The organism is Halobacillus sp. AWM4_238, from assembly GCF_056158265.1.
The window spans coordinates 2924372-2945964 of sequence record NZ_JBSWSY010000002.1 but is presented as its reverse complement, the minus strand read 5'-3'; the positions used below and the strand labels follow the sequence as shown (position 1 = coordinate 2945964).

General features: G+C 38.9%; 20 protein-coding genes. 18 read left to right on the top strand and 2 right to left on the bottom strand.

Going from position 1 to position 21593, the window contains the following annotated elements; genetic code table 11:
• Positions 1 to 103: 103 nt before the first annotated feature.
• Entirely contained in the window at positions 104 to 823 is a 720-nt protein-coding gene (gene istB, locus ACXACN_RS14570; RefSeq protein ID WP_474965438.1) for an IS21-like element helper ATPase IstB, read from the bottom strand.
• On the opposite strand from istB, the gene ACXACN_RS14565 reads away from it, so the two are divergent.
• The 9 genes from ACXACN_RS14565 to ACXACN_RS14525 all read left to right on the top strand — a co-directional run bounded on the left by ACXACN_RS14565 (position 811) and on the right by ACXACN_RS14525 (position 9429).
• Complete coding sequence (locus tag ACXACN_RS14565) at positions 811 to 2007, top strand: DUF927 domain-containing protein (protein WP_474965437.1); 1197 nt, start codon at positions 811 to 813, stop codon at positions 2005 to 2007. The genes istB and ACXACN_RS14565 overlap by 13 nt on opposite strands.
• 173 nt (positions 2008 to 2180) lie before the next feature.
• Positions 2181 to 2309, top strand: coding sequence for a hypothetical protein (locus ACXACN_RS14560; protein WP_474965435.1), 129 nt, complete (start codon positions 2181 to 2183; stop codon positions 2307 to 2309).
• Entirely contained in the window at positions 2302 to 3984 is a 1683-nt protein-coding gene (locus ACXACN_RS14555; protein ID WP_474965434.1) for a recombinase family protein, read from the top strand. Before ACXACN_RS14560 ends, ACXACN_RS14555 begins: the two co-directional genes overlap by 8 nt.
• 107 nt (positions 3985 to 4091) lie before the next feature.
• Entirely contained in the window at positions 4092 to 4292 is a 201-nt protein-coding gene (locus ACXACN_RS14550; protein WP_474965432.1) for a hypothetical protein, read from the top strand.
• Positions 4293 to 4581: 289 nt separating this feature from the next.
• The gene (locus tag ACXACN_RS14545) at positions 4582 to 4896 is read left to right on the top strand and encodes a hypothetical protein (protein WP_474965431.1); all 315 of its coding nucleotides are present in this window, start codon (positions 4582 to 4584) and stop codon (positions 4894 to 4896) included.
• 535 nt (positions 4897 to 5431) lie between these two features.
• Positions 5432 to 6550 (top strand): reverse transcriptase domain-containing protein, encoded by a 1119-nt coding sequence (locus ACXACN_RS14540; protein WP_474965429.1) that lies wholly within the window; start codon positions 5432 to 5434, stop codon positions 6548 to 6550.
• Positions 6551 to 6692: 142 nt separating this feature from the next.
• Positions 6693 to 7556 (top strand): hypothetical protein, encoded by an 864-nt coding sequence (locus ACXACN_RS14535; protein ID WP_474965428.1) that lies wholly within the window; start codon positions 6693 to 6695, stop codon positions 7554 to 7556.
• 13 nt (positions 7557 to 7569) lie between these two features.
• Positions 7570 to 8766, top strand: a complete 1197-nt coding sequence (locus ACXACN_RS14530; protein ID WP_474965426.1) for a HEPN-associated N-terminal domain-containing protein — start codon at positions 7570 to 7572, stop codon at positions 8764 to 8766.
• 156 nt (positions 8767 to 8922) lie between these two features.
• Positions 8923 to 9429 carry a GNAT family N-acetyltransferase gene (locus tag ACXACN_RS14525; RefSeq protein WP_474965424.1) on the top strand — a complete coding sequence of 169 codons (507 nt, stop codon included), beginning with the start codon at positions 8923 to 8925 and terminating at the stop codon, positions 9427 to 9429.
• A gap of 148 nt (positions 9430 to 9577) precedes the next feature.
• Here ACXACN_RS14525 and adhP read toward each other — a convergent pair whose 3' ends face one another.
• Positions 9578 to 10600 carry an alcohol dehydrogenase AdhP gene (gene adhP / locus ACXACN_RS14520; RefSeq protein WP_474966884.1) on the bottom strand — a complete coding sequence of 341 codons (1023 nt, stop codon included), beginning with the start codon at positions 10598 to 10600 and terminating at the stop codon, positions 9578 to 9580.
• Between the two features lie 410 nt (positions 10601 to 11010).
• Here adhP and ACXACN_RS14515 point away from each other — a divergent pair, with 410 nt between their 5' ends.
• The 9 genes from ACXACN_RS14515 to ACXACN_RS14475 all read left to right on the top strand — a co-directional run bounded on the left by ACXACN_RS14515 (position 11011) and on the right by ACXACN_RS14475 (position 21513).
• Positions 11011 to 12027 carry a LacI family DNA-binding transcriptional regulator gene (locus tag ACXACN_RS14515; RefSeq protein WP_474965423.1) on the top strand — a complete coding sequence of 339 codons (1017 nt, stop codon included), beginning with the start codon at positions 11011 to 11013 and terminating at the stop codon, positions 12025 to 12027.
• An 81-nt stretch (positions 12028 to 12108) separates the two neighbouring features.
• Complete coding sequence (locus tag ACXACN_RS14510; RefSeq protein ID WP_474965421.1) at positions 12109 to 14223, top strand: amylo-alpha-1,6-glucosidase; 2115 nt, start codon at positions 12109 to 12111, stop codon at positions 14221 to 14223.
• Positions 14224 to 14245: 22 nt separating this feature from the next.
• Positions 14246 to 15526 (top strand): ABC transporter substrate-binding protein, encoded by a 1281-nt coding sequence (locus tag ACXACN_RS14505; protein ID WP_474965420.1) that lies wholly within the window; start codon positions 14246 to 14248, stop codon positions 15524 to 15526.
• Positions 15527 to 15672: 146 nt separating this feature from the next.
• Positions 15673 to 16557, top strand: coding sequence for a carbohydrate ABC transporter permease (locus tag ACXACN_RS14500; protein WP_474966883.1), 885 nt, complete (start codon positions 15673 to 15675; stop codon positions 16555 to 16557).
• A gap of 12 nt (positions 16558 to 16569) precedes the next feature.
• Positions 16570 to 17391, top strand: coding sequence for a carbohydrate ABC transporter permease (locus ACXACN_RS14495; RefSeq protein WP_474965418.1), 822 nt, complete (start codon positions 16570 to 16572; stop codon positions 17389 to 17391).
• 502 nt (positions 17392 to 17893) lie between these two features.
• A complete protein-coding gene (locus ACXACN_RS14490) occupies positions 17894 to 18265 on the top strand; it encodes a CidA/LrgA family protein (protein WP_474965417.1) in 372 nt (123 codons plus the stop codon).
• Entirely contained in the window at positions 18258 to 18947 is a 690-nt protein-coding gene (locus tag ACXACN_RS14485) for an LrgB family protein (RefSeq protein ID WP_474965415.1), read from the top strand. The genes ACXACN_RS14490 and ACXACN_RS14485 overlap by 8 nt, the downstream gene beginning before the upstream one ends.
• A 324-nt stretch (positions 18948 to 19271) precedes the next feature.
• On the top strand, positions 19272 to 20783 hold the full coding sequence (locus tag ACXACN_RS14480; RefSeq protein WP_474965414.1) for a malate:quinone oxidoreductase: 1512 nt from the start codon (positions 19272 to 19274) through the stop codon (positions 20781 to 20783).
• A 325-nt stretch (positions 20784 to 21108) separates the two neighbouring features.
• Positions 21109 to 21513 (top strand): VOC family protein, encoded by a 405-nt coding sequence (locus tag ACXACN_RS14475; protein WP_474965412.1) that lies wholly within the window; start codon positions 21109 to 21111, stop codon positions 21511 to 21513.
• Positions 21514 to 21593: the final 80 nt, after the last annotated feature.

The window sequence follows — 21593 nt, the reverse complement described above, 5'->3', positions numbered from 1 at the left end:
GTACAGGACAATTAGTGAATTAGAAGAACGTTCTTATCAAAAGGTTATGTTTGATATGGAGGACTTTTGTAACCGTCAAGTTGTTTTGAACACTTTTTGCTCATTAATTTTGAACACTTTTCGATTCAAATAGAGATTGCCGATGTTTTATTCGATGGCTATCTCCATTTAGGTGAATTACCTGAGATCGATGCAATAACCGATCCAAAATGGCTGTAGTAATTCCCTGGTCACCTAGTAACTCTCCCCACTCCTCAGGTCCTTTATTAGATGTCAATATGATTGAACTTCGTTCATATAAGTGATTGATTAAATGAAAAAACAAATTGGCTTCATGCTGATCCATTGCCATATACATCAGGTCGTCAACAATGACCAGATCGGATTCTCTTATACGCTTGAGGCGTAGCTGCGCTTTGCGGATGTATTCTTCTGTCTTTAATAAAGGGACTAACTCTCCCATAGATATGAAGGCAACTCGATGTCCTCGTTGAATCGCCTCTAACCCTAATCCAATGGCCAAATGAGTTTTACCTACACCGGGAGGCCCAAGAAATATCAAATTAAATAACTGTTCCAACCACGAAAGTTCTTGTAATTGTCTAAGCTGACGCTCGCTAAGTGAAGGCTGTTCATCATGCTTAAACTCCGACAAACTTTTCTCATAAGGAAACTTCGCCCACTTCAAGTGTTTTTGAATCATCTTTTCTTCTCTACGTTTTTCTTCATAAGTGAGTAGTTCATGAAGCAACTCTTGGTAAGTCCAGGAGTGAGCTTCTGCTTTCCTGAGGAAAGCAGGGAGCTCCTTAGATGTCTCTGACATTCTTAATTGATGAAATTGATCTTGTAGCCGCTCAAATAGTTGGCATGTTAAATTGTTCTGGTGTAGAGAATTTGGAAAGTTTATTGGTTCACATAGTTGGTTCTTCTACTACCGGAAAAACTACAGCAGGAATGCTAGCGGTTGCCCTCGGGGGTAGTCCAACAAACAACGGTGAAGGTTTACTTCAAACATATAACGGCACAAAAAATGCGATGGCTCGTAAATTAGGTGGAAACCATGGAATGCTTATGGTTTTGGACGAATCTACAATGAATTTAATGGATTCTCAAAACCTCAGTTCCTTTATATACGAATTAGCACAAAATACAGAGAAGTCTAGATTAACGAAAGACTCCGAATTGAAAGAAACTAAGTCTTGGAATACCACGATTGTCTCTACAGGTGAAAGTTCTATTATTGGTCGGTCAAATAACAATGAAGGATTGCGTGTAAGACTATTTGAATTTACTGATGTCAGTTGGACTAAGAGTGGTAACAATGCTGATAAACTAAAAAAAAGATTGCTGAATAATTATGGACATGTCGTACCTTGTGTAGTTCAAAAGATGTTAGAGCTAGGTCCCGAAAAAGTCTCTTCAATGTTAGGTGATAATAAACAAGATATGATTCAACGATTACCAAAGACAAAGTTCAGAGATAGAGTATCCACTAAGTTTGCATTAGTCATTACAGCAGCAGAATTATTTGAGCTAACTTTTGATATGAGGCTCTCAGCTGATGAGATTTTTGAAATGCTTATAAACCAAGAGAAGAAATCTATGTCTGAAAGAGAAATGGCTCCTAAGTTCTACAATCAACTTCTGCAACACATTCTACGTTATAGAAAGAATTTCAAGATTGATAATCAAAAAATAGCAAACTCTCAAGAGGTCTGGGGAAAGATAGAAACAACTTCTTCCCAGACTTCTTGCTATATCCTTCCAGTAGTTTTTGAGAAGTTAGTAAAAGAATTAGGTTACTCAGATAGTAAGGTTCTTATCGGTGAATTAAAAAGGATGGGTTACATCATTCATGAAAAAAATAAAAATCAGCAAAGAAAAGTAGTATTTACTAAGGATGAATCTGATTTACGACAAGAGAACGTAGGTCAGTCAAGTTATAACGCAAAAGGTGATTATACTTATTGCATCACCTATAAAGGAAATATACTGAGCGATATGTAGGGAGCAATCCCCCTATTTCCCCTTTTCCCCCTTTAAAATAATTATAAAGAAAATGTGAGTAAATAATTGATTGTTATATAGAATCAGATAAATTTACAGGGAGAAGAGGGGAGTAGGGGAATAATATTTCAAATATATATTATAAAACTGACTAATCAAGGGGAACTTCAGAAATGAACTACGATGAAGAAAATAATAATCAATATAGTAACCTCCTAGATATCATGGCTGAGATGGTGACTACTTATATAACTAATAATGATTTAAAACAAAATGGGGACAGGAGTGGTAATAGTGAATAATGTATATAGTCAGACATTAAAAAATGACACGGTTTCAAATGATATTAAAATAGCGGCTATCTATGTTCGTGTATCTACCAAAGAACAGGCTGAAGAAGGTTATAGTATTGATGAACAAATTCATACTTTGAAGGAACTATGTAAAAGTGAGGGTTACGAGGTTTTTAAAGTGTACAGTGATAGAGGGATAAGTGGAAAGGATATAAAAAACAGGCCCGGGTTACAAGAATTACTGCAGGATGCTAGTCAAAAATCATTCAATACTGTATTGGTTTGGAAATTAAATCGTCTATCCAGAAAAAGTTTGCATCTTCTAAGTGTAATTGATTTATTAAAAAAGAATAACATAGCCTTTCGCTCAGCTACAGAAAAGTATGAAACTGAAACACCAGGAGGAAATTTACAGTTTCAGATGATGGCAGCATTTGCAGAATTCGAAAGGGCTAATATAGGTGAAAATGTAAAGATGGGGATGAAAGCAAGGGCAAGAGAAGGCTCTTGGAATGGTGGGCAAGTTCTAGGATACGATGTAGTTAGCACTCCAAGTGAAAACAATAATAAAAGAAAAACCTCTAAGCTTGTCCTTAACGAATTAGAAGCACAAACCATTCGTAGGATTTTCAGTCTTTATACAGGTGGAATCGGATATAAGTCAATTGCTAACAAACTAAACAAAGAAGGGCATCGAACCAAAAAAGATAAAGATTTTTCCATCAACGCAGTTAGAACTATCCTAACCAATCCTCTTTATGCAGGCTATATTAGATACAATGTTCGTAGGGATTGGAATGAAAAGAGAAGAAATAATATTAACCCTAACCCCATCATTGAAAGAGGACGACACGAGCCAATTATCTCTGAAAAGACATGGGAGAAAACAAAAAGCATAATGAAAAGTCGAGGCGGCCGCCCAAACCGTATTCATAGTGGTGAGTTTCCATTGACGGGAATTTTAAAGTGTCCTGCTTGTGGAGCAGGGACGGTCATAGGAAGGACAACAAATACTAATAAAGATGGAACGAAGAGGATTCTTGAGTATTACGTGTGTGGTGCCTGGAAGAACAAAGGCACAGCTGTATGTCGCTCTAATAGTATTAGAACCGATTATGCGGACAAGTATGTACTTGAAAAGCTATCGAACATAGCTGATAAAGACAAGCTGATAAGAGACATTGTTGATAGAGTGAATAATGGAAATCTAGAAAGGTTGGCTCCTCAAAAGCATGAATATGAAACACTCAAGAAAAAATTAGAAGCTATAGAAGCTCGTAAGGATAAAGTATTGGGGTTATATGAAGATGATATTATTACGAGACCAGAACTTTCAAATCGATTAACTAAGATTAATGAAGAAAAGGAATACCTAGAGGTAAGGCTAGCACCACTCGCACAGCAATTGAGTCAGGATAGTCAACCGGAAATTTCATTTGATATGGTAAGGGAAGTGATGAAGAACTTTGTGCAGGCATATAAAGAATCTATGTCCCGAGAGCAAAGGAAGCACTTACTACACCTACTCATTGACACGATAACGGTTGATGAAAATAGAAAGATTGAAACAATAAGAATTCAACTGAATAAGCAAGTAGCAAGTCACTTCACCATTAAAGGGGGAGCAGATTCATCCATTAGCGATGAGTTTGCTCCCCCTTTTTCTGTGTTTTTGGATTTATAAACTTTAATGGAGGCATTTGAAATGAACGTTTTAGATGTATTTTGGAACTTTATTTATGAGTATCACCCTCAATTAGCTTTTAAGATTGGATGGTGGATAGTCAACTTATGAATGTCGAAGAAATAGTAAATGTAAAAGTAAGAGAACTACTTCCAGGTCAAATAACCGAGGTGAATTGCATTGTGTTTTTCTATGAAGGAGGAACTAAGAACGTAGTTTACTTATTGCAGGACAAGCAAGGCAAGCAGAACATTGCTATCGGATTACTAAAGAATGATGAACTAGTTGATGCAGTCAATTTGTCATAATGCCATAATCAAAATCTTATAAGATGTTCCGTTGAGAATTCCCCCCTAGGCGTATTCTCTTTTTTAATGGAAAAAACTCAATTTAAGGAGGTGATTTTATGAAAGCTGTGGAGTTATTCAAAGCAGGAGTAATGTTTGGTATTTCAATCTATGTGTATGTGAAAGAGCAATTATAAATTGATGAGAAGGGATGGAAACCTATGCAATATTTCGTTATAGGAACTGCTGTTGGCGTTGCACTATGTGTTTTAGTTAATCATGGGCGAAGAAGGTATAAGGAGGGAGCTGTGTGATAAAGATTCACAATTATAATGAGTTGCTAGACATGGAGTCAGAGTTTCCTAAGGAATTCGTAAAATATCTTAAAGAAGAATTTCATTTTATGCATGAGTATTTTGGGAATGGTACTAAACTGATGGACTTTAAATTAGAAAGCTTTAATGCTCTAGTAATATTTGAATCGCATGAGGAGTGTGTGAAAACTATAAAGCTAGAAAGGTTAATAGAATATTTAGAGGAAGTTCAATTAACTTACTATACAGTATTAAGGTTAGGTATAAATATGGGTGAAGATGTACAATTGCATTATTATTTGAAAGGTTGAAATCATCTGAATTTAATTTGGAAAAATATATCAATTCATGATAGAATAGTAGTGTCTCACAAAAGAAGTTGTGAGGGTTATAGGTGAATTTCTGTCAAGCATTAACCATTCGCAGATTATCTTTGTTACTACACAGATAACAATCGCAATGGACATTGCTGAAGAATATTGCATCTGGACTTCAACTCCTCCAGTTGTAATCGACCTTTCAATTATACTAATCAAAATATAACGTGTTCGTGAATTTAGTAGTCCTATTATAGGCTAGCGATAGTCTATAAGTGAAACCAAGTATGCTTGCAAGGGGAAAACTGCGGTGACGCATGATAATAGACTACGATTAGATACTCTTGCAAGCTCTTCAAAAATCCAAGAGTCCAAGTACAAGACTAAGAGATATGTACATTTCGACAGAAAAGTTTCATTTAAAAGAGTAAAACATAAAGTCAAGGACCCATGCTGGATTGCTCAGCATGGGTTTTACCCGTTTATACATTTTCAGATAAGGTTCAATAAATATATAAAAAAGAAAAACATGAAGAAAACTAAAGAACGGGAGATATTTTACGCTTCCCATATTGATAGTTTCATATACAAGTATTATGGAGATTTATTAAATAATAGATATAATGAGACAGTTAAGGACCTTGGAACAGACCAAGTCGCCACAGCTTATAGAAATAATTTAGAAGGTAAAAGTAATATAGATTTTGCTAAAGAAGTAATCGATTTTATAAGGCAACAAGATAATGCTTACATTTATGTTGCGGATTTCACCAGTTTCTTTGATAACCTGGACCATAAATACTTAAAAGAAAAGTTAAAAGCAGTTTTAAATGTAAAAACACTTCCTGAAGACTTTTTCGCTGTATTTAAAAACATAACTAAATACTGCTGGATAGAGAAAGAAGACATTGATAGAGAAATGAAGAATAAAGGCATAGATAATCGTGAGAAGCTATCACGGTATTTTAGTAACGAAAAAGAATTTAGAGAGTTTAAAAAAAGTAATATTCATAATAATAAGAAATCTTACGGAATTCCTCAAGGAGCGGGAATAAGTTCCGTTTGCTCAAATATTTATCTAATGGAATTTGACCGTTTACTAAATAATCATGTTCAAAAGTTGAATGGTCTTTATAGAAGGTATTGTGATGATTTAATTATCGTTATTCCAACAGACGATATTGATGATTTTGACCGTAAGTCTCTAACAAATTTTGTTGATATTATAAGAGGTAATATCCCACGGCTAGAAATTCAGCCAGAAAAGACAGATGAATTGTATTACTCCGATAACGTAATATTGGATTTAAACAATTCCTCCACCAAATTAGATTATTTAGGTTTTAGTTTTGATGGTTATAATGTGAAAATAAGAGAGAAAAGCCTTTTTAAATATTATAGTAGAGCTTATAAAAAAGTCAGGATATGCAATAGGCTAACAAAAAAATCTAACCAAAAGGCTCAAAGGAAAAGTTTATTTAAAAACTATACTCACTTGGGTAAGAAAAGCAAAGGTCATGGTAACTTTCTTAGTTATGCTTCAAGAGCACAACAGATATTTGATAATGATGCAACTACTAACAATCTCATGGAACATCAGGTTAAGAATCATTGGAAACGAATTAATGCACGTCTAGAAAACAGATAGCTCATTATAGGTATTTCTTCAATAGTTAATTAACATTAGTGCTATTCCTAACGTGTAACCTCTCTTAATTAAGGGAGGTTTACTTATGACAAAAAAGCAATTATTTAAAATTTAGGGAGTGTCTAAAATAGGTTTATCATCATTGTCAACTGTTGAGATGCAAGCTGCATTATCTCTTTTAAAAAAAGCTAGTGATTATCAATTTGAACTCAATAAAACTTCTTTTAAGCGTGAGTTAATTGATAGAGCAACACCGGTGGTGTGGTTCGGTGAAAATGTACCAGGTAATATTGTGACTATAGGTACTAACCCCTCTTCACGAGAATTCCTAGGAAATGATAATAAGTTATTAACAGGTAGTAAATCAAGACTTTATGTTAGGGAAGAGTGTGTTTCGTTAGAGGAGTATAAAAAGGATGAAAAACAACTAAAAAAAACAATTGAGTATTTCCGCACATATTTTTATAGAAGCACTGTGTATCGCAATTGGTTTGGGAAAAAGATCGGAGCTAAACTTGAAGGGTTTTTAAATGGCATGGGAGGTTCTTTGTATAAATCAAATAATTACACCCCTGTGGTTCATACAGATTTCTTTCCTATTCCTACTAAATCACAAATGGGAAAGATACGTGAAAAGGAGCAATTGCTAAACTCTGAGTTTGCTAAACACTTCTTAGTAGAGACCCTTAATTTCTTAGCGCCATCACTCATAATTGTTTTAGGACGTGAACATTGTAAAAGGTTTGAAGCTATTAATTCGAAAGAAAAAATCGGTGAGGTAAAGTCAGTAGTTGATTTTCCATCAGCCAAGTATCAGCTTAGTACCTATTCTTATTTAAATGTCCCGGTTGTTGGTCTTCATTTTAAGTCTTCAGAGCAATTTATCGGTTTAGGTGGTAAGAGTGATATTAATGGTAGGAGCTATGGTGAATATGGAAAAAAATCATCTCTACGTTTCATAGGAAAAGAAATAAAAATTAATTTAGAAAGTGACAACATAGGGTAGCGGAGGTCTTTTGATGGGAATTCATGATATTTACTTAGATAGACAAAGAGAATACGGCTTTACTACATTTGGTAATAAAAACGTATGTGGTGAATGTATTGATGAGCACTACATACAAAAATTTATTGAAGAAAAGGCATATTCTAGTTTTTGTGATTATTGTGGTAATGAAGATGAGGATGGTTCTTTTATAGCAGCAGATATAGATGAGGTAATGGAGTTTATTATTGACCACTTAAAATATGAATGGGGTCATCCTGACAATGAGGGGGTAGGGTTTGATTCGAGAGAAGGGGGATATTTAGGTGTTAGTGTGTACGATGGATGGGATTTTGCAGGAGATATTTTATGTCATGAAGCAGAAATAGTAAATAGTAGCTTAATAGAAGATATAAGAGATAATTTAGCTGATACTATGTGGTGTGAAGTTGACCCTTACGCTCTATCGCAGGGGGAGGAATTGTTTTTTACATGGAAATCATTTTCAAATCAAGTAAAATACGAAACTAGATATGTGTTTTCCGATTCTTCTGGAATCCAAAATACAGAAGGCTCATTGGAGCCGTTTGAAATAATTAAATTCATTGGTTCTTGGGTAGAAGATATAGGTTTAATTGATGAATTGCCTTCTCAAAAAATTTATCGAGCTCGGGTTTCTAGCAAGGGTGAAGTATTTAAATCCCCTCGGGAGATAGGGACACCACCAAGAGATTATTCTCTAAATTCTAATAGGATGAGTCCTGCAGGGATTCCAATGTTCTATGGAGCGATTGATATAAATACAGCCCTTCTGGAAGTAAACTATCAGGCAGGAGAGGGTAGTGTAGCCAGTATTGGTGAATTTATTAATTCTAGTTCACTAACTGTTCTTGACTTAACTTCCTTCCCAAAAATGCCTAGTATTTTTGATGAAAAAGAAAGAGAAAAAAGATATGTAATAAATTTTTTCTATAATTTCCTTGATGACTTTACTAAACCAATTAGCAAAGACGGGAAGGAACATATTGACTACGTGCCCACTCAAATTGTAACAGAATATTTTAGGCGCATATTTTCTACTAAAGATGATGGAAAGCTAGATGGTATTGTATATCGTAGTTCAAAAAACGGGGAAAAATCTTTTGTGTTATTTTTTGAAAATGAAGATTTTGGGGACTCATCCAGTTCATCTGAAATGATTTTAAATAATGTTTCATTTTTACCTAGCTAAGTTAGTAAGATATGAAAACCTCATTTTGATTAGTTACGGAGAACCGTATCATAAATAACCACGTTCGAAGTTAATCGGAAACTCTCATGTGTTTCATATCGATTGTTTCATGGAGAAAATAGAGTCGTGAGAAACTTTGAAGGGAGGGAGTCGTGTTTGTCTAATCGTTCACATTTAAATGGCGGTAAGAATATGACCTTTCAATCAGTAAGGTGTTCTATCAGGCCTTTCGTTGATGAAGACATAGATGATTTTATGTTGTATCGGAATAACCCAGAATGGATGAGGTTCCAAGGGTTTAAGGGATTATCGCGAGAAGAATATAAAGAAACCTTATTAAAAGAACCGTCCTTAGAAAATGGGGTACAATTGGCCATCATAAGTAAAGAAGAGCAACATCTTATAGGGGATGTCTTTATAAAAAAAGAAGCGATTACGATCTGGTTTGGGTATACAATTAGCCCTTCATTTAATAGGCAAGGGTATGCATATGAAGTAGCTAAATCAATGCTTGTATGGATAAAACAGCAAGGAGAATATAAGATTAAAGCAGGTGTATCACCTGAAAATATACCTTCGATTCGACTGCTGGAGAAATTAGGTTTTTCACTGGTTGATGAGGAGGATGGTGACCTCATTTATTCATTGCATCAAGATAAATAAACTTATAGATATAACCCTCAATTCGCTTGTTAAATACAGATTCAGTCTCTATTTCTGGGAGGCCTTCCGGTCATTTTACCTCTATATATGGACAACCAAAAAGCCTGGATCACTATTCTATAGTAATCCAGGCTTTTTTCTATGATTATTATTGATGTTTAAAATCGATGACCATACGTCCTTGAATCTTCCCCTGCTCCATTTCTTCAAATACATCCTGGACTTCATGTAAGCAGCGAGTCTGAACAACAGGTACGACCTTACCCTCTGCTCCGAATTGAAATGCTTCTTCTAAATCTCTGCGAGTACCTACCAAAGACCCAATGACTTCAATCCCATCAAGGACGAGTCGCGGGATATTTAAGTCCATCGTTTCGGATGGTAAGCCGACAGCAACCACCTTGCCGCATGCACGAACCGCATTAACGGCTGAGTTAAAGGCTGCCTTAGAAACGGCTGTGACAACGGCAGCATGAGCTCCGCCGAGTTGTTCTTGAATGATCTTTTCAGCATCCCCTTGTGTGATAGGGTTAATCGTTAGATCTGCACCAATTTCTTTGGCTAAGGATAATTTATCATCATTTATATCTACAGCAATTACTTTAGCATTAAACACATTCTTCGCGTACTGGATAGCAAGGTTACCTAATCCGCCACAACCATAGACGACGATCCATTGCCCCGCTTTGATGTCAGAAACTTTGATGGCTTTATAAGTGGTCACCCCGGCACACGTAATACTGCTCGCTTGAGCTGGATCCAGTCCATCAGGAACTTTCACTGCATAGTCAGCTGTTACGATACATTGCTCAGCCATTCCTCCATCAACACTATAGCCGGCATTTTGAACGTTTCGACAAAACGTTTCTTTGCCTGTTGTACAATACTCACATCGACCACATGCTTGGAACATCCATGCAATGCTGACCCGATCGCCAACATTCAAGCTGGTCACATCATCCGCCACTTTAGAAACAATCCCGATTCCTTCATGACCGAGAACTCGTCCATTCACCTGGCCAAAGTCACCAGCTGCTACGTGCAGGTCCGTATGACACACGCCACAGCATTCTACATCTACTAGAGCTTCTCCGGATTTCAATGGACGTACTTCTTTTTCAATAACCTCAATGTTTGATTTAGCTTCTGGATTAACGACTACTGCTTTCATCATGTGATTTCCCCTTTAACAGTTTAAGATTCAAGAGCTATCTACACATTTTTCACCGTTAAGTATGATTCATGTTGAAGAAAAATCTAGTGAATGGTCTCTACGAGTTCATTATAGCACCTCTAGTTCATTCTACTTTGTGAAATAGTGAACAAATTTCAAACTTTACGATTTTCTATAGATCCAAGCATGAATGGCCCTACCCATTTGGTTGTTCTGAAAAAGCAGCCTTTATTGAATGGCACATTGCAGAAATATTTCTTGCAAAACTCTAAATGCCTATGTTGCACTATACAACGCGTGCGAAATAGTTTTTTCTATGATTCAGGGGTTGTAAAACGCTTTCACTAAGTGTAAACTGAATTCAAGTCAAATCCAAAACGTTTTGGAAAGAGAGCTAGGAGACAAATATGGCTACAATAAAAGACATTGCAAAACTAGCAGGAGTATCCGTAACTACCGTTTCAAGGGCCTTAAACGGGTATTCGGATGTCAATGCAGATACGAGAAAAAGAATTGAACAAATTGCCAAAGAAATCGAATACAGTCCTAATGCCTTAGCTCGGAGTCTTGTCATGAAGCACACGAAAACGATTGGACTTTTGGTTTCTGGTTTATCCAGAGATGGAGCAAAGGATAACATCGTGTTTGATGTGTTAACTGGAATCAATGAGTATTGTGGATCAATGGGGTATGACTTGGTTTTATTCAATACCACCACATCGAAACAGAAAGAAAAAACATATGCCCAATTGTGTCGTGAGCGACGTGTGGACGGGGTCATCGTGCAAGGGATTAAAAAAGACGACCCTTACTTAATTGAAATTTTTGATAGTAACATTCCTTGCGTGCTGATCGATGTACCAGTGGAAAGTGAAAACACAGGTTATGTATCGACGGACAATGTGGCCGGTTCTATGAAAGCTATCCGTCATTTAGCGGAGCTTGGACATACCAACATTGCTATGGTGAACGGTCATGATCAAGCCTACGTCAGTAAGGAAAGAAGAAAAGGTTTTGAGTTGGGCATGGTACAGGAAGGGATCGACATTCACCCGGAATGGGTCGTGAATGGAGAATTCATAGAGTCGAAGGCGGAAGAAGTCGCTTATCAACTTTTGCAAAACCATCCTGAAATTACGGCGGTTTTTTGCTCCAGTGATTTAATGGCTTTAGGTGTCATGAGAGCAGCCTTTGAACTAGGGAAGACCGTTCCAAATGAATTGTCCATTGTTGGATATGATGATATCACTCTAGCTTCTTATGTAACTCCAGCCTTAACGACCATTGCACAGGATACTTTCCGTATGGGGTATGAAGCGGCTGACTTACTATTGAAAATTCTTCACCAGACGGATGAAAAAAGGGTTCAGTTGATTGAAAATGAACTGAAAGTGAGAAAAACGACAACAAAAAGCAAAAATTAAATTTTTTTAGTGAAATTCCGAAACGTTTCGGATATATTTTTTACCGTTTACCCGAAACGTTTCGGTCGGGAGGATGAGATCATGGAGTACCACGTACTTAAAGACAATGAGTTGTTTTTATTGACCGATTTGAAAGGGGACATCCCTCTAAACCACAAGTATGGACTTGGGTTATACAAAAAAGATACGCGATTTATCAGCCAGTTGAAGATGACAATCAATGGAGAGGATCCCATCCTGCTGAAATCAGATTCTAATAAAACTTTTGAATCTAGTCTTTTACTGACAAACCCTCACATTGAAAAAGAGGGAGAGGTGGAGCTGTGGCGTGAATCCATAGAATTGAAGAGGCACCGTTTCATCTATAGTGATGTTCTCTATGACAGCATTACTGTACGAAACTACAATCCAAAACCTTTAACCTTTACGATTGAGCTTTCCCTGGATGCAGATTTCTCTGATATGTTTATCGTTCGTGGTTTTCAAAGTGGAACGACTGGTAAAAAGCAGGCTGTTTCCCAAACGGGTGAACATCTCGTGTTTTCCTACGTGGGAGCGGATGAAGTTAAGAGGGAGACGGTAGTATCTTGGGACGAAGATGAGAAAGTTGATGTCAAAGATCAAACCATTCAAGTACAGGTTACGTTAGACCACGACGAGACGAAAGAACTTTACTTTTCTATTGCCCCTTCACTGGCAGAAGAAGAGGTCGAAGTTTTAGACAATACCTTGGCTTATCAAAAGCTCAAAGAGAAAACTAGAACCTGGAATGAAAACGTTACCAAAATATCTACAGACTATAAACCATTACAAAATCTAGTTGATATTGGTATTGAAGATTTGCGGGCATTGTCTACAGATGTTGGTTATGGACCTTTCTTCGTAGCTGGTTTGCCATGGTTTGGTGTTCCGTTTGGAAGAGATAGCTTGATTGCAGCCCTCCAAATGCTTCCGTTCCAACCCGAAATCGTACGAGGGACACTAAGGACGATGGCTCATTATCAAGGGACAAAGAAAGACTCATGGAGAGATGAAGAACCAGGGAAGATTATGCATGAAATAAGGTACGGAGAACTTGCCAATACAGATCAAGTGCCTTTCACCCCTTATTATGGGTCCATTGATTCCACGCCTTTGTTCCTCATTCTAGTTACCGAATATGTCCATTGGTATAAGGACATGAACCTTTTAGATGAGTTAGAAATGAACATCGAAGCAGCACTAAGGTGGATTGATCAGTATGGCGACAGGGATGGGGATGGTTTCGTAGAGTACCATCAAGAATCATCCAAAGGAATTGCTAACCAGGGGTGGAAAGATTCCGCTGACTCTGTAGTCCATCGAAACGGAGAATTCGCCAAATCTCCAATCGCTCTAGCTGAAGTTCAAGGCTATGTATATCAAGCCAAAGCTGGTTTGGCTCAGATTTATGAAGCGAATGGTCATATAGAAAGAGCAGAGGAATTGCAAACACAAGCCAATGCATTGAAGAAGAAATTTGAAGAAGCTTTTTGGATGGAAGACAAACAATTCTACGCTATTGCTCTAGATGAAAATAAAAAGCAAGTGGGGACAATCACTTCTAATCCAGGACACATTTTGTTCTCAGGGATGTTGAATGGAGAAAGAGCACAAAAAGTAATGGATACGCTCGTATCCCCGGCTATGTTTTCTGGCTACGGCATACGTACGATGGGAGAAGGTGAGGCGGCGTATAACCCAATCAGCTATCATGACGGAAGTGTCTGGCCACATGATAACAGTATGATTTTACTAGGTATGGGGCTTTTAAAAGGTTCTGAACAAGCGAATAAGGTAATCTCAGGGCTTATTGAGTCTTCCCTTTCATTTGATAACCAACGACTTCCAGAATTATTTTGTGGATACAGCAACGAGGGAGGGAGGCCCGTCCCGTATCCTGTTGCTTGCTCCCCGCAAGCATGGGCGGCTGGAGCACCTCTGACCTTCATAAGAACAATGCTCGGTCTATATCCAAATATCAATGATGATCAACTGATCATTGATCCAAAACTGTTGCCTCAAATGAATGAATTGAAATTGGATAATCTTCCTTTAGGTGATGGTTTCTTATCTATAGCTGTAACTAAAAAGTCAACCGGACATCACGTAGATGTTTTAAAGAATACTACAGGTCTTCTTATTCAAACAGTAGAAAACGCAAGTGTGAATGTATAAAAAAACGAAGGGATCGATGGATATGAAAATCAATAAAATGTTGGCCACTGTAGGGATTTCAAGCATGTTGTTAGGAACAGCTCTTGTTGGGTGCAGCAGCGATTCTTCTAGTGATGGTGGAAGTGATGGCGAAAAGACAGTCGTAGAATTGGCCGGTTGGGGGTCTACACCTGAAGAGGAAAAACTATTGAAAGAAACCATCGCTTCGTTTGAAGAAAAACACCCTGACATTAAAGTAAAACATGAAGTCATTGCTGATCAATATATGGACGTTACAAAAACCCGCTTGGTAGGTGGGGAGGCAGCGGACGTCTTTTATCTAGATGCATTAGAAGCTCCTTCACTTATTGATACGGGGGTTTTGGAGCCTTTAGATGAATATGTGAGTGAAGACTTTGAAGTAGAAGATTTTGAAGAGCCACTTTTGAACGCGTTTAAAGTAGATGGAACACAGTATGGTTTTCCAAAAGATTTCTCTACATTGTCCTTATTTTATAACCAAAATGCCTTTGAGGAAGCTGGTCTAGAGGGGCCTCCAGAAACATGGGACGAACTTGAAGAATACGCGAAAAAATTAACGGTCGATGAAGATGGAGATGGACAACCGGAACGATACGGAGTTGGTTTCTCTAAGGAACTTGCTCGTCAATTCTACAAATTCCAGCCATATGGAGGACATGTGGTCAATGATGAAGGAAAAGCTGCTTTTGCTAGTGAAGAGGCAATCAATGCACTAAAACCCGTCATTAAAATGTATCAAGAAGATCAAAGCGCAGGGCTGCCTTCTGATGTTGGTACAGACTGGGGAGGAGATATGTTTGGCCAAGGAAAAGCGGCCATGGTCATTGAGGGGAACTGGGCCATTCCGTTTTTAGAGGATAACTTCAGTGACCTGAACTTCACAACAGCTGAATTACCAACCATCAATGGAGAGAAAGCGACGGCTGCTTTCACGGTTGCATACGTTATGAACAAGCAGTCTGAAGTGAAGGAAGCGGCTTGGGAATTGATTTCTTATCTTACTGGTAAAGAAGGGATGGAAACATGGACGAGCAAAGGGTTCGCATTGCCAACGCGCAAGTCTGTGGCCGAAAAGCTTGGATATGATGAAGATCCCCTTCGACAATCGTTTGTAGAAGGAGCATCCTATGCTCAACCATGGCAAGCAGGTGAAAACCTTCCTACGATTATGACAAACTTTGATAACCAATTCATAAGTGCCCTGCTTGGGGAACAAACACTTGAAGAAGCCTTGCAGAAAGCTCAAGACACGGCCAATAAAGAAATTGAGTCTTCTAATTAAAGATGGAAGGGGGCGGATCCGCTCCCTTTTATATGACATAAGAAAGAGGTGTCGATATGGTTCCACTGAAAAAAGAAGACCATTTACAAGTGAACGAGAATAGAAGCTTCAAACAAAAGAAACAATCCAAAAAGCCGAAGAGAGTGATGACAAAGACATTTAAAGAAGGGTTCTCAGGTTATCTATTTATGACCCCAACCATTTTTACCATTGGAATTTTTGTAGTCATACCTATTTTATATGCTTTCTACTTATCTTTTAATGATGTTCAACTGCTTGGTGGAATTGGGTATGAGTTTATCGGCCTTGATAACTATACAAGGTCCTTCGATGATGAGCGAGCTATGATCGCACTAAAAAATACGGCGGAATACGTCTTAATCGTTGTCCCTGTCCAAACCTGTTTAGCTTTATTGTTAGCTGCTGCTTTAAATTCCAATATTCGAGGGAAAAACGCTTTCCGAATTATCTTCTTTCTACCAACAGTCACATCGTCAGCTGTTCTGACCATTATTTTTATGTGGATGTATAATCCCGACGGGCTCATTAATACCCTCTTAGCTTTTTTACAATTACCTACGTACAATTGGCTTGCTGATCCAAGCATTGCTTTGAAATCGATTATGATTATGAATATTTGGGCGACGGCTCCTTTCTTTATGGTTATTTATTTAGCTGCTATGCAGGACATCTCCGATTCGGTTTACGAAGCAGCGACCATTGATGGGGCGAACTGGTGGCAGAAATTTATATTCATCACAATCCCAATTTTGAAACCGGTCACTTTTTTTGTTGTCGTCATGGGTGTCATTGGTACCTTCCAACTCTTTGATCAGTCCTATATCTTCTCAGGAGGATCAGGCGGCCCGAACAACTCTACGCTAACCATTGTGCTGCTCATTTATCAGTATGCTTTCAAATCGCTCGATATGGGTTATGCCTCTGCGCTCGCAGTTATTCTGGCATTCATCATCATGGTGGTTACATTGATTCAGAAGAAATTCTTCGGTGAGGAAAAGCTTCATGATTAAGGGGGATCAGAGATGAAGAAACGACTATTTTCCAAGCCTTTCATTTACACAATCTTAATTCTATACGCGGTCATTACGTTCATCCCGTTTTTATGGGCCATTCTTTCTTCTTTCAAATCACTTGAGGAGATCGTATCGGGGATTACGTTTATACCGGAAACTTTTACATTTGATAACTACATCCAAATTTTCTCCCAGGAGCCTCTGTTTTTGAGGTGGATGTTCAATTCCATATTTATTACAGCATGTATGGTAATTTTGAACATCATTTTTAACTCAATGGCCGGCTATGCATTGGCAAGAATTAAGTTTGCCGGGCGGAAGTTTTGGTTCTTCTTGATTCTAGTTGTTCTCATGATTCCATTCCAAGTCACCTTAATTCCTAGTTACCTGATCTTAAAGATGTTTGGGTGGTTGAACACCTATCAGGGGCTGATCATTCCTGGCATGGTCAATGCGACGTTCATATTTATGATGAGACAGTTCTTCTTAAACTTTCCCAAAGAGCTTGAAGAAGCTGCGCAAATGGATGGACTTAGTCGGATCGGGACGTTTTTCAAGATTGTTATGCCGTTAGCTAAGCCTGCACTCGCTGCACAAGCGGTCTTCATTTTTATGTCTTCTTGGAATGATTTTATGAGACCGTTAATTATTATGTCAGATGAAGAAATGTTCACACTTACCTTAGGGTTAAATACGTTTAAGGGACAGTATATTAGCTTTTGGAATCTAATTATGGCTGCATCGACACTCATGACGATTCCTTCTTTATTGATTTATGCCTTCTTTAACCGCTATTTCATAAAAGGAGTAACCTTCACAGGAGGAAAATAGGATCTTCACTCTTACTTTCTGTAACAAATCAGAATCAGGGGCGTTCCTGTCTTTCGTCATTTGATGTTTGATTTATTACCATGTAAAGCCTGTTCTTCACCATGAGAACAGGCTTTTTATATTGGATAAGTAAAAACTAAGAACTTGCCTTTTCCTCTTTCCGTTGGTTTATCTCACTAGGCCTCAGCCAGCGTCCGTGATCTGTATTCGACACATACTGCTGAAGGGTGTTTTATTCTTAATTCCAAGCGAATGGGGTTGATTTTAGGTATTCGGATGGATATCTTATTCCCTATCCAGGATGATGTAAACACCAAAAATTTTCATTGGAATTTTATTTTCTAGGAATATGAGGAATACGAAAATGTCAATTAGTATTCATAGAAAATTCCTTTAAGTAGTTGAATTCTTTTCATGGGAAAAAGGTTTTTGTCTGGTCCTCACATTCCTATATAATAAAGGAGGAAAACTTCCATCTCACAACTAGAAAGAAGGATCGCACGTGTCAAAAGCAGTCACCATCATTCTCCAGATCATCGGTTTATACCTAATCTATCTAATCGGAACACTCATACAAACTACATTTAACCTGTTCATCCCCGGCAGCGTCATCGGCCTGGTCATTCTGTTTTTACTCCTATCTCTTAAAATGGTTCCCGAACCCTGGTTCAAGCAGGGCGTCGGCTTCATGATCAAACATCTTCCGTTCTTTTTTATCCCGGCAACGGTAGGTGTCATGAGCTACGCGTATGTTTTTGAAGGGAAAGGAGTTCTGTTAATTCTCATTGGATTATTGAGTACCGCTTTAGTGATGGGAATCTCAGGATTCGTCGCGCAATGGATGGCAAGAAGGAGGGAGGCTGTTCATGAATAATTTTCTTCTAGCTTCGGCCTTTGTCATACTGACCATTCTTATCTATCAAGGAGCGTTGTTCGCTTATCGCAGGTTTCGTCGGATCTACACGGCCCCGATCATCTTATCTACCTTGACGATCATCCTTTTGTTACTACTTTTCGGTCTAACGTATGATACGTACATGGTAGGGGGCAAGTGGATTGACCATTTGCTTGGTCCGGCAGTCGTTGCCCTTGCTTATCCGCTGTACCAGTATCGTGATCTGCTAAAAAGAATGCTATTGCCAATCGGAGTAGGAACGCTGGTAGGCGCTTTTATTGGGGTGACTTCTGGGCTTCTGCTCAGTAAGTGGGCCGGGTTCAGTGAGTTGATCATTCACTCGATTGTTCCAAAATCGGTAACGACACCTGTGGCGATGTCTATTGCAGAATCCAGCGGTGGCGTTATGCCGTTAGCAGCTGTATTTGTTATGATTGCAGGCATTGGAGGAGTACTTATCCATCCTGTGGTGATGCGCTATGCTCGTTTGACCCACCCTCTAGGGAAAGGGGTCGGTATGGGGAGTGCTTCGCATGCCATTGGGACAGCGACTTCGATGGAACGTGATCCGCTTGAAGGATCTGTCAGTACAATCGCGATGGTGTTGAGTGCTGTTATCGTGTCGGTTTTTGCGCCTGGTTTAACGTTATTGCTCATGTGAAAAAAGTGTTTGCCACCTTCTTAGGAGGCAGACACTTTTCTTATTTTTTAGGCGGATGAAATGACTGATTGCTATGAGAAAGTCGACTTTGAGGAGGCCGAGCATCCATGGCTTCAGTGCACTGGATAATTAGGCCATGCGGAGCGTTTCCCTGAACAACTCTGGGCTTTCCTGAATAGTCTGAAGTAAGTTTTTTATTTTCTTATTCATGGAAAATAAAAGGGAATCACCTATGTAAGGGCTGCCAAATATTTTAATTTTTCGATAATAGTGATACACTGAACATAGATAAAAATATCTGATAATAGGGAGAATGAAAGGGAAATGAGCAAAAAATACTCGAAGACAGACGTGATTTTAATTGGTGCAGGGATCATGAGTGCGACATTGGGATCCTTGCTTAAAGAGTTGGTGCCGGACTGGAACATTCGCGTGTTTGAAAGGCTTGGAAGTGCAGGGGAAGAAAGTTCAAATGTATGGAACAATGCTGGAACAGGCCATGCTGCCCTTTGTGAGCTGAACTACACGAACGAAAATGAAGACGGTAGCATCGACATGACAAAAGCCATTAAAGTAAATGAACAGTTTCAAGTCTCCAAGCAATTTTGGTCTTATCTCGTAAAAAACAACCGAATTAGTAGCCCGAATGAATTCATTATGCCACTGCCACACATGAGTTTTGTTCAGGGAGAGAAAAATGTTGATTTCCTAAGAAAGCGCTTTAATGCTATGATTGCGAACCCGTTGTTTGAGGGTATGGAATTTTCCGATGATCCAGACAAACTGGAAGATTGGATCCCTCTGATTATGAAGAATCGCACGATTTCAGAACCGATCGCAGCAACGAAAATTGACGCTGGAACAGACGTGAATTTCGGATCGTTGACGCGGAAAATGTTCAATCACTTGGAAAACGCGGACCTGGAAATCAACTACAAGCACAGTGTTGAGGACATCAAACGTGCTGAAAACGGTTCTTGGGAAGTGAAAGTGCGCGATCTTCAAAATGATAAGATTGAATACCATACGTCCAATTTCGTCTTCATCGGCGGCGGAGGCGGGAGTCTGCATTTGCTTCAAAAAACAGGGATTCCTGAATCTAAACAAATCGGTGGATTCCCTGTCAGCGGTCTATTCATGGTGTGCAACAACCCTGAAGTGATCGCTGAACACCGTGCCAAAGTGTATGGCAAAGCGAAGGTAGGTGCTCCACCGATGTCCGTACCTCACTTGGATACTCGATTCATCGATGGCAAGGAGAGCCTGTTATTCGGTCCATTTGCAGGCTTTTCACCAAAGTTTTTGAAAACAGGCTCTTTGCTTGATCTAATCACTTCCGTTCAAAAGGATAATCTTAGGACGATGGTTGCTGCAGGCGTGAAAAACGTTTCCTTGACGAAATACCTCATCGAGCAGGTCATCCAATCGAAGGAAAAACGCCTGGAAGAACTGCGGGAGTTTATCCCAACGGCAAAAGCGGAGGATTGGGACCTCGTCACCGCAGGTCAACGGGTCCAGGTCATCAAGGATACCGAAGGCGGAGGTAAAGGAACACTTCAATTCGGAACCGAAGTCGTCAGTTCAAAAGACGGGTCGATTGCTGCCTTGCTTGGAGCTTCTCCAGGAGCTTCAACAGCGGTTTCTGTCATGCTTGAACTTATGGAAAAATGCTTCCCAGACCAGCTGAAGGAATGGGAACCGAAGATTAAAGAGATGATTCCTTCCTATGGAAAAGAGTTGGTTAAAAACCCTGAATTGATTCGTGAAATTCATGCGACGACAGAAGAGACGCTTGGTCTTACCGAGGAACAGGAAGAGAGTCCGGTGAATATTTGAAAGCAGTGAAAAGTGCCCATTTCCACACAAGTGGAAAGGGCACTTTTTTAATTAGGTAATGTCCCGTAACTCGTGTTCAATGTCCTCTAGCTGGATTTTATTGTCCCCCTAAATCCCATTCATTGTCCTCTAACACAGCTTTACCGTCCTCTAACTAAAGAGTGATTGTCCTTTTTCTTATTCAGTCTAATGTTGTATATGGTTTTCATACTTTCCGCTAATGGTTTTCCCCTCAGAACCGATTACTATTGGTTTACAAGAGAGCATTCACTTGAAACTGGTTTCATTGATAGGAAGGCTATAGGTAAATGGAAGGGGAAAGTGTATGAAATTTTCAAGGTTTGAAGCATCACAAATAAGAATAGCGAGACCAACCGACCAATTGGATCAAGTGATAGAGTTTTATGAGGCAGGACTTGGTTTAGAGCGACTCACAGACTTCTCAGGACACAGCGGGTATGAGGGTGTGGTTTATGGATTACCGGGAGTTCCTTATCAGCTGGAGTTTACTCGGCATGAAGCGGGAAGCCCATGTCCTGCGCCTTCGAAGGATAATTTGCTAGTCTTTTATATAGAAAATAGGAGGGAATTGTTGGATGTAACGGAAAGACTTCATCATAAGGGAAATGACGAAGTAGAACCTGAAAACCCCTATTGGAAGGAAAAGGGGGTGACGGTGGAGGATCCGGATGGTTGGAGAGTTGTTTTGATGAATACGAAAGGGATTTGAAGAAAAAGTAGTGGTGATTATAGTTACGAAATAGCTCGGAAGTGATTTTTCGCTTTCGGGCTTTTATGTGCGTTTAAATT

What these genes read in the sequence shown, in the direction of transcription:
- ACXACN_RS14495 (WP_474965418.1), top strand. Translation starts at nt 16,570, where the DNA reads ATGAAGAAACGACTATTTTCCAAGCCTTTCATTTACACAATCTTAATT.
- ACXACN_RS14550 (WP_474965432.1), top strand. Translation starts at nt 4,092, where the DNA reads ATGAATGTCGAAGAAATAGTAAATGTAAAAGTAAGAGAACTACTTCCA.
- ACXACN_RS14505 (WP_474965420.1), top strand. Translation starts at nt 14,246, where the DNA reads ATGAAAATCAATAAAATGTTGGCCACTGTAGGGATTTCAAGCATGTTG.
- ACXACN_RS14540 (WP_474965429.1), top strand. Translation starts at nt 5,432, where the DNA reads ATGAAGAAAACTAAAGAACGGGAGATATTTTACGCTTCCCATATTGAT.
- ACXACN_RS14480 (WP_474965414.1), top strand. Translation starts at nt 19,272, where the DNA reads ATGAGCAAAAAATACTCGAAGACAGACGTGATTTTAATTGGTGCAGGG.
- ACXACN_RS14475 (WP_474965412.1), top strand. Translation starts at nt 21,109, where the DNA reads ATGAAATTTTCAAGGTTTGAAGCATCACAAATAAGAATAGCGAGACCA.
- adhP (WP_474966884.1), bottom strand. Translation starts at nt 10,600, where the DNA reads ATGAAAGCAGTAGTCGTTAATCCAGAAGCTAAATCAAACATTGAGGTT.
- ACXACN_RS14565 (WP_474965437.1), top strand. Translation starts at nt 811, where the DNA reads ATGTCTCTGACATTCTTAATTGATGAAATTGATCTTGTAGCCGCTCAA.
- ACXACN_RS14500 (WP_474966883.1), top strand. Translation starts at nt 15,673, where the DNA reads ATGACAAAGACATTTAAAGAAGGGTTCTCAGGTTATCTATTTATGACC.
- ACXACN_RS14485 (WP_474965415.1), top strand. Translation starts at nt 18,258, where the DNA reads ATGAATAATTTTCTTCTAGCTTCGGCCTTTGTCATACTGACCATTCTT.
- ACXACN_RS14510 (WP_474965421.1), top strand. Translation starts at nt 12,109, where the DNA reads ATGGAGTACCACGTACTTAAAGACAATGAGTTGTTTTTATTGACCGAT.
- ACXACN_RS14530 (WP_474965426.1), top strand. Translation starts at nt 7,570, where the DNA reads ATGGGAATTCATGATATTTACTTAGATAGACAAAGAGAATACGGCTTT.
- ACXACN_RS14515 (WP_474965423.1), top strand. Translation starts at nt 11,011, where the DNA reads ATGGCTACAATAAAAGACATTGCAAAACTAGCAGGAGTATCCGTAACT.
- istB (WP_474965438.1), bottom strand. Translation starts at nt 823, where the DNA reads ATGTCAGAGACATCTAAGGAGCTCCCTGCTTTCCTCAGGAAAGCAGAA.
- ACXACN_RS14560 (WP_474965435.1), top strand. Translation starts at nt 2,181, where the DNA reads ATGAACTACGATGAAGAAAATAATAATCAATATAGTAACCTCCTAGAT.